The sequence below is a fragment of the Brachybacterium sp. HMSC06H03 genome (genome assembly GCF_001807385.1).
Classification (GTDB): domain Bacteria; phylum Actinomycetota; class Actinomycetes; order Actinomycetales; family Dermabacteraceae; genus Brachybacterium; species Brachybacterium conglomeratum.
Map to the genome: position 1 here is coordinate 1 of NZ_KV788787.1, position 6,689 is coordinate 6,689.

Annotated in this window: 7 protein-coding genes; 2 read left to right on the forward strand and 5 right to left on the reverse strand. The window is 71.3% G+C overall.

Annotated elements, in window-relative coordinates; genetic code table 11:
* Positions 1 to 139 precede the first annotated feature (139 nt).
* Positions 140 to 652: a phosphoribosyltransferase gene (locus HMPREF3159_RS08605; RefSeq protein WP_070500653.1), complete on the forward strand. Its 513-nt coding sequence runs from the start codon at positions 140 to 142 to the stop codon at positions 650 to 652.
* Positions 653 to 778: 126 nt separating this feature from the next.
* On the opposite strand, the gene HMPREF3159_RS08610 is transcribed toward HMPREF3159_RS08605, so the two are convergent.
* Positions 779 to 1,081: a hypothetical protein gene (locus HMPREF3159_RS08610; RefSeq protein ID WP_070500654.1), complete on the reverse strand. Its 303-nt coding sequence runs from the start codon at positions 1,079 to 1,081 to the stop codon at positions 779 to 781.
* Positions 1,082 to 1,085: 4 nt separating this feature from the next.
* Positions 1,086 to 2,150, reverse strand: a complete 1,065-nt coding sequence (locus HMPREF3159_RS08615) for a DUF808 domain-containing protein (protein WP_070500655.1) — start codon at positions 2,148 to 2,150, stop codon at positions 1,086 to 1,088.
* Positions 2,151 to 2,377: 227 nt separating this feature from the next.
* Between HMPREF3159_RS08615 and HMPREF3159_RS08620 the strand changes: the two genes are divergently transcribed.
* Positions 2,378 to 3,028 (forward strand): SDR family oxidoreductase, encoded by a 651-nt coding sequence (locus HMPREF3159_RS08620; protein WP_070500656.1) that lies wholly within the window; start codon positions 2,378 to 2,380, stop codon positions 3,026 to 3,028.
* Here the strand turns inward: HMPREF3159_RS08620 and HMPREF3159_RS08625 are convergent.
* From HMPREF3159_RS08625 to HMPREF3159_RS08635, 3 genes are all read right to left on the reverse strand, one after another.
* Positions 3,018 to 3,347, reverse strand: coding sequence for an acylphosphatase (locus tag HMPREF3159_RS08625; protein ID WP_070500657.1), 330 nt, complete (start codon positions 3,345 to 3,347; stop codon positions 3,018 to 3,020). The genes HMPREF3159_RS08620 and HMPREF3159_RS08625 overlap by 11 nt on opposite strands.
* A gap of 211 nt (positions 3,348 to 3,558) precedes the next feature.
* The gene (locus tag HMPREF3159_RS08630; RefSeq protein ID WP_070500658.1) at positions 3,559 to 6,027 is read right to left on the reverse strand and encodes a phosphoketolase family protein; all 2,469 of its coding nucleotides are present in this window, start codon (positions 6,025 to 6,027) and stop codon (positions 3,559 to 3,561) included.
* A gap of 191 nt (positions 6,028 to 6,218) precedes the next feature.
* A partial coding sequence (locus HMPREF3159_RS08635; protein WP_141748145.1) for a YsnF/AvaK domain-containing protein occupies positions 6,219 to 6,689 on the reverse strand: 471 nt, incomplete at its 5' end.

Consider the following 6,689-nt stretch of genomic DNA (forward strand, 5'->3'; position numbering starts at 1 on the left):
CGCGGGGCGGGGAGCGCCCGGTGCGCGGGGCGGGACTGAGGCATCGGCCATCCCCGCGCCGCCGCGAGGGAGGCGCGGGGCGGGCGGGCCGCTACCATCGGAGCACTCCGCGCCGCCCATCCACAGGAGCTGTGACCCGATGACCCAGGCCTACCACGCCGATTCCTCCGAGCTCGCCCGGAAGGAGGTGCTGACCTGGGAGCTGTTCGGCACCGCCTCGCGCGAGCTGGCCCAGACGATCGCCGACTCCGACTTCGAGCCGGAGATCATCATCGCCGTGGCCCGTGGCGGCCTGCTCCCGGCCGGGGCGCTCTCCTATGCGCTGGGCGTGAAGCTCTCCGACGCGATCAACGTCGAGTTCTACACCGACGTGCACGAGACCCTGCCCGATCCGGTGCTGCTCGCCCCGATGCTCGACACCGAGTCGATCAAGGGCAAGCGCCTGCTGGTCGTCGACGACGTCGCCGACTCCGGCCGCACCCTCGCGCTCGTGCTCGACCTGATGCGCGAGATGGGCGCCGACGCCCGCAGCGCCGTCATCTACGGCAAGCCCCGCTCGGTCGTGGACCCGGACTTCGTCTGGCGCCGCACCGACGAGTGGATCGTCTTCCCCTGGTCGGCCGAGCCGCCCGTCACCCCGTCGGCGGGCTGACCGCGCCGCGACCTGCACCCTCCACGCGCACGCACCAGACGGATCGGGTCAGGTCCTGAGCCACTTCGGCATAGAGAATGGCTCAGAACCTGACCCGATCGTGGTTCCGGGCCGGGCTGGGCGGGGTCAGCGGCGGACGGCCACGGCCCCGGAGGGCTCGCTCTGCTGCCAGGTGCGGTCATAGGCGGTGACGGCGTAGAACCCGCTCCCGTCGACGCCCTCGTGGACGATCTCGCCCGCGGCGCGCTCGGCCCGCACCACGGCGACGAGGTGGCGTCCGTCGGCGAGCTGCGCCTGGCCGATCTCCTCGTCGGGCAGATGCCACAGCGCGACGGAGGTGGCGCCGCGGGCCCGCCATCGCACCTGCACGCCGTCGGCGGCGGAGCGGGCCGAGACGACCGTCGGCTGCTCGGGCGCCTCACCGGGCACGGACTCAGCGGGCGGCCGGCGGCTCCGTCGAGTCGCCGGCGGGCTCCTGATCGCTGCCGGCTCCTGCATCGTGCGCGTCGGCGGTGCCGCGTCCGTCGGCCGTGGCGTGCCCCTCGCCCTCGCCGTGCTCCTCGCCGCCGCCGTGGTGGCCGAAGGGCAGGAAGTGCACGATCACGGCGAGGATCCCGCCGATGATCAGGCCGAACACGAAGGAGAAGAAGGTGTTGACCAGCCAGGCGAGCAGCGCGCCGACGCCGGCGACCCCCGCGACCAGACCCTCGAGGTGGTGCACCAGACCGTAGGGCTGGGCGAGCCCGAGCTCATGGGTGCCGACCAGCAGGATGTGGCCGCCCACCCACAGCATCGCGATCATGCCGACGTAGCTGATCACGTCCATGACCCGCGGCATCGCGCCGACCAGGCCGCGGCCGAAGCGCTTCTTCCCCTCGGAGGCGTCCTCGTCCTTGGCCATCGCCAGGCCGATGTCGTCCATCTTCACCAGCAGGCCCACAGCGCCGTAGACCAGCGCGGTGATGCCGACGGCGATCACTACGAGCACCGCGGCGCGGGTCCACAGGCTGTCGGTGTCCACCGAGTTCATCGAGATCACCATGATCTCGGCCGAGAGGATCAGGTCGGTGCGCACGGCGCCCGAGACGACCTTGTCCTCCGCCCCGGCGCCCTTGGTGCTCGCAGGCGCCTCCTTGGGCTTGCCGCGCACCAGCTCCCAGACCTTCTCGGCGCCCTCGAAGCTGAGGTACAGGCCGCCGAGCATGAGGATCGGGGTGAGCAGCCAGGGGGCGAACACGCTCAGCAGCAGCAGGACCGGAAGGATGAAGACGATCTTGTTGCGCAGCGAGCCCTTGGTGATCCGCCAGATGATCGGCAACTCCCGGTTGGGCTTGATGCCCTGGACGTACTGCGGCGTCACCGCGGCATCGTCGATCACGACGCCGATCGCCTTGGAGCCTGCCTTGGCGGAGGCCGCGGCGACATCGTCCGCGCTGGCCGCCGCGAGGCGCGCGAGCGCGGCGACGTCGTCGAGAAGGGCGGCGAGTCCACCGGCCATGGGAGTCCTTCTTCCGAGGAGACGGCCGCGGGCGCGACCGGGCTCAGGATAACGGTGCAGGAGCTGCGGATCGCTCCGCAGGGACCATGATCAGGCCACGGGTCCGGTCAAGCCCACGGCCCGGCTCCGATCAGCTCCTCGGCACGAGATCGTCCTGTCTTCCCCGCACGGCGAACATCCGCGACCTCCCCTCGACGCGCCGCCGCGCCGGTGACAGAGTGGAGGGCATGGATATCGCACTCATCGGAGGACATGGGAAGGTCGCGCTGCTCGCGGCCCCGCTGCTGGTCGAAGCCGGTCACACGGTGCACTCCGTGATCCGCAACCCCGAGCACGCAGGCGAGGTCGAGGCGACGGGCGCGAGGGCTGTTCTCGCTGACATCGAGACCCTCGACGAGAAGGGCTGGGACGAGCTCCTGCGCGGGAAGGACGCCGTGGTGTGGACCGCAGGCGCCGGCGGCGGGGACCCCGAGCGCACCCGTGCGGTCGACCACGACGCGGCGGTCGCCTCGATGGACGCCGCCGAGCGCGTCGGCGTCACCCGCTATGTGATGGTCAGCTACTTCGGCGCCTCGCTCGACCACGGCGTTCCCGAGGACAGCTCCTTCCACACCTACGCCGAGGCGAAGGCCCGGGCCGACGAGCATCTGCGCGGCACGGGACTGGACTGGACGATCCTCGGTCCCTCGGGCCTCACCCTCGAGGAGCCGACCGGTCGCATCGACACTGCCGCCTCGGAGTCCGGCACGGTCTCGCGCGGCAACGTCGCGCGCACGATCGTCGCTGCGCTCGCCGAGACCGGATCCGTCGGGAAGTTCGTGACCTTCAACGACGGCGAGCAGGAGATCGGCGAGGCCTTCGCCTCCCTCAGCCGCTGATCCGGAAGCCCGTCTGGCCGCGCGGCGTCTCGCGGCGCACGTCGATCCCCTCGACGCGGGCGCTGGAAGGCCCCTGACGGAGGTGGTCGAGCATGGCCTCGACCACCTCCGTCGTGCCTTCGACGTCCGCCTCGACGGTGCCGTCCCACAGGTTGCGCACGGTCCCGGCGGCGCCGAGTCGCGCCGCCTCCCTGGCGGCGTCCATCCGGAAGCCGACGCCCTGGACGCTTCCGTGCACGCGCACGATCCGGCGGATCAGCTCCCCGCCGTCGACGTCCGCGTCGGCGCCCTGATCCCGGTCCTTCTCCGGCTCGCTCATCGCCCTCGCCTCCCGCTCTCCTCGCCTCGCTGGTGCGTCGCAGCGCCCGCTGCGACAAGAGTACGGGCCGGGAACCGCCCCGTCGCCGGGTGCGCCTCGCGCTCGGCGGATCCTCAGGCACCGACCCACGTCCCTGACCCCGAACGCCCCGCATCTGAGCCCGACTCGACACCGGGCCTCGTCCCGGCCCGCGGGCCGGGACGGGACGGGGTCACTCGTTGTCGCCGCCGGTGTCCTCCAGCTCGTTCGAGACCGCGTCGCCGCCGTCGCCCCACTGCCAGGCGGTGATGTCCGGGGCGTCCTCGCCGTGCTCGTAGGCGTGGGCCCGGGCGCGGAACCTGGCATCGACCATGCGCTGGCGCAGTCCGGCGAATCGCGTTCCCAGACCGTCGACGCGGTCGATCACGTCCATCACCAGGTGGTAGCGGTCCGTGTCGTTGAGCATCAGCATGTCGAAGGGCGTGGTGGTGGTGCCCTCCTCCTTGTAGCCGCGCACATGGATGCGCGAATGCCGGTCGTGGCGGTAGGCGAGGCGGTGGATCAGCCATGGATAGCCGTGATAGGCGAACACCACCGGGACGTCCTCCCCGAAGTACCCGTCGAAGTCCTTCTGCGAGAGCCCGTGCGGGTGCTCGGACTCGTCCTGCAGCCGCATCAGGTCCACCACGTTGACCACCCGGACCCGCAGGTCGGGGATCTCCTCACGGAGGATCTTCGCCGCGGCGAGCACCTCGATGGTGGGGATGTCGCCGGCTGCGGCGAGCACCACCTCCGGCTCCTCGCCGAGCTGCTCGGTGCCGGCCCAGTCCCAGATGCCGAGTCCCCGCGCGCAGTGCTCGACCGCCTCGTCCATCGACAGCCAGTTCGGGTTGGGCTGCTTCCCGGCCACGACCACGTTGACGTACTGCTTCGAGCGCAGGCAGTGGTCGTAGGTGGACAGCAGCGTGTTCGCGTCCGGCGGCAGGTAGACCCGCACGATCTCGGCCTTCTTGTTGACCATGTGGTCGATGAACCCGGGGTCCTGGTGGGAGAAGCCGTTGTGGTCCTGGCGCCACACGTGCGAGCTCAGCAGGTAGTTCAGCGAGGCGATCGGTCGGCGCCACTCGAGCTCGTTCGTCACCTTCAGCCACTTCGCGTGCTGGTTGACCATCGAGTCGACGATGTGGATGAACGCCTCGTAGGAGGAGAAGATGCCGTGCCGGCCGGTGAGCAGGTAGCCCTCGAGCCAGCCCTGGCACTGGTGCTCCGAGAGCATCTCCATGACACGGCCCGCCCGGGCGAGGTGCTCGGAGCGGTCGTGGTGCTCGAGCTCCGCGTTCCACTGCTTGTCGGTGACCTCGTAGACGGCCTGGAGCCGATTCGAGGCGGTCTCGTCAGGCCCGAAGATGCGGAAGGTCGAGGGGTTCTCGCGCACCACGTCCCGCAGCCAGGTGCCCAGCACCCGCGTCGCCTCGGAGACGGAGCCGCCGGGCTCGGGCACGTCCACGCCGTATTCGCGGAAGTCGGGCAGGCGCAACGGGGTGAGCACGGAGCCGCCGTTGGTCGACGGGTTCGCGGACATCCGCAGCGTGCCCGTCGGGGCGGCGGAGGCGACGTCGCGGACCAGCTTCCCGGTCTCGTCGAAGAGCTCCTCGGGGCGGTAGGAGCGCAACCAGGCATCGAGCTCGGCGAGGTGCTCGTCGGTGTCCCGGGCGCTGGCAAGCGGCACCTGGTGCGAGCGCCAGGACCCCTCGGCCTGCTGGCCGTCGATCTCCTTCGGGCCGGTCCAGCCCTTCGGGGTGCGCAGCACGATCATCGGCCAGGCGGGGCGCTCGGTCTCGCGGCCGGCCTCGGCATCCTCCGCGGCCCGGGCCTTGATCTCTGCGATCCTGTCGAGGGCCGTATCGAGCACCTCGGCGAAGCGGCGGTGGATCTCGAGCGGATCCTCGTCGTCGAAGCCGCCGGTGAAGACCAGCGGCTCGTGCCCGTAGCCGCGCATCAGCGCCTCGAGCTCGTCGTCGCCGATCCGGGCAAGCACAGTCGGGTTCGCGATCTTGTACCCGTTCAGGTGCAGTATCGGCAGCACCACCCCGTCCTGCTGGGGATTGAGGAACTTGTTGGAGTGCCAGGAGGTGGCCAGCGGCCCGGTCTCCGCCTCGCCGTCGCCTACCACGGTGAACGCGATCTGGTCGGGGCTGTCGAACATGGCGCCGTAGGCGTGGGAGAGGGCGTAGCCGAGCTCCCCGCCCTCGTGGATCGAGCCGGGCGTCTCCGGGGCGACGTGCGAGGGGATCCCGCCGGGGAAGGAGAACTGCGTGAACAGGCGCTTCATCCCCTCCTCGTCCTCGCTCACTGCGTGGTACACCTCGGAGTAGGTGCCCTCGAGATAGGAAGCGGCGACCAGGCCGGGGCCGCCGTGCCCGGGGCCGGTGATGTACATGGCGTTCAGCCCGCGCTGGACGATGGCCCGGTTCGCGTGGGCGTAGAGGAAGGTCAGGCCCGGGGTGGTGCCCCAGGGCCCGAGCAGCCGGGGCTTGACGTGCTCGCGCTGCAGGGGCTTGCGCAGAAGCGGATTGTCCTTGAGGTAGATCTGGCCGACGGAGAGGTAGTTCGCGGCGCGCCACCAGGCGTGCAGAGCGGCGAGCTCCTCCGTGCCGGGTGCGGTGGACGGTCGGTTCGGCCAGGTCGGGATGACGGTCACGAGATCTCCTCAGTTCCGGCGTGCAGTGATGTCGGCTGATCGCGCCAGCACCTCGACGGTATGCCCTTCTCCTCGGCGGGGGAAGGTCGGAGGTCCTGCCGCTGCGGGCCCTGCGACGACGGCGACGGGCGCGACACCCCGAGGGTGGCGCGCCCGTCGCTCATGCCGCGGTCACGGGATCGTCCGGAGCCTCAGAGGCCCCGCCCGCGGTTCTCGTCGTCCGTGCGCGGATCACGACGGCCGTCCGCGCCGTCGACCTCGATCTCCTCCCGGGAGACGTCGGTCTGGACCGTCTCCTCGTCCTGCACGGACCGCTTGCCCAGGCGCACGTTCTCCGTGGCGACGGTCTCCTTCTCCACGACCGGACGCTCCTCGGTGAGGGTGACGTCGACCTCCTCCTCCGAGAGGGTGCCGCCGGAGCGGCCGTCGGCGGGCTCGCGCTCGAGGACGACCTCCTCGCGCTGCACCGGGACCTCGACGCGCTCGGTGTCGGTCACGACGTGCTTGCGCAGGCGTGCCCTGCCGGTCTGCACCCGCTCGGTGCCGACGTGCGCCTGCTCCTCGTGGAGCGTGACGTCGCCGCCCTCATCACCACCGGTGCGCGCGGTGCGATCGCTCGGGCCGGGACCGTTGACGGGGCCGGGGCCCGCCGCAGCGCGGGC

Coding starts and splice junctions, on each gene's coding strand:
- HMPREF3159_RS08605 (WP_070500653.1), top strand. CDS start 140: ATGACCCAGGCCTACCACGCCGATTCCTCCGAGCTCGCCCGGAAGGAG.
- HMPREF3159_RS08615 (WP_070500655.1), bottom strand. CDS start 2,150: ATGGCCGGTGGACTCGCCGCCCTTCTCGACGACGTCGCCGCGCTCGCG.
- HMPREF3159_RS08625 (WP_070500657.1), bottom strand. CDS start 3,347: ATGAGCGAGCCGGAGAAGGACCGGGATCAGGGCGCCGACGCGGACGTC.
- HMPREF3159_RS08620 (WP_070500656.1), top strand. CDS start 2,378: ATGGATATCGCACTCATCGGAGGACATGGGAAGGTCGCGCTGCTCGCG.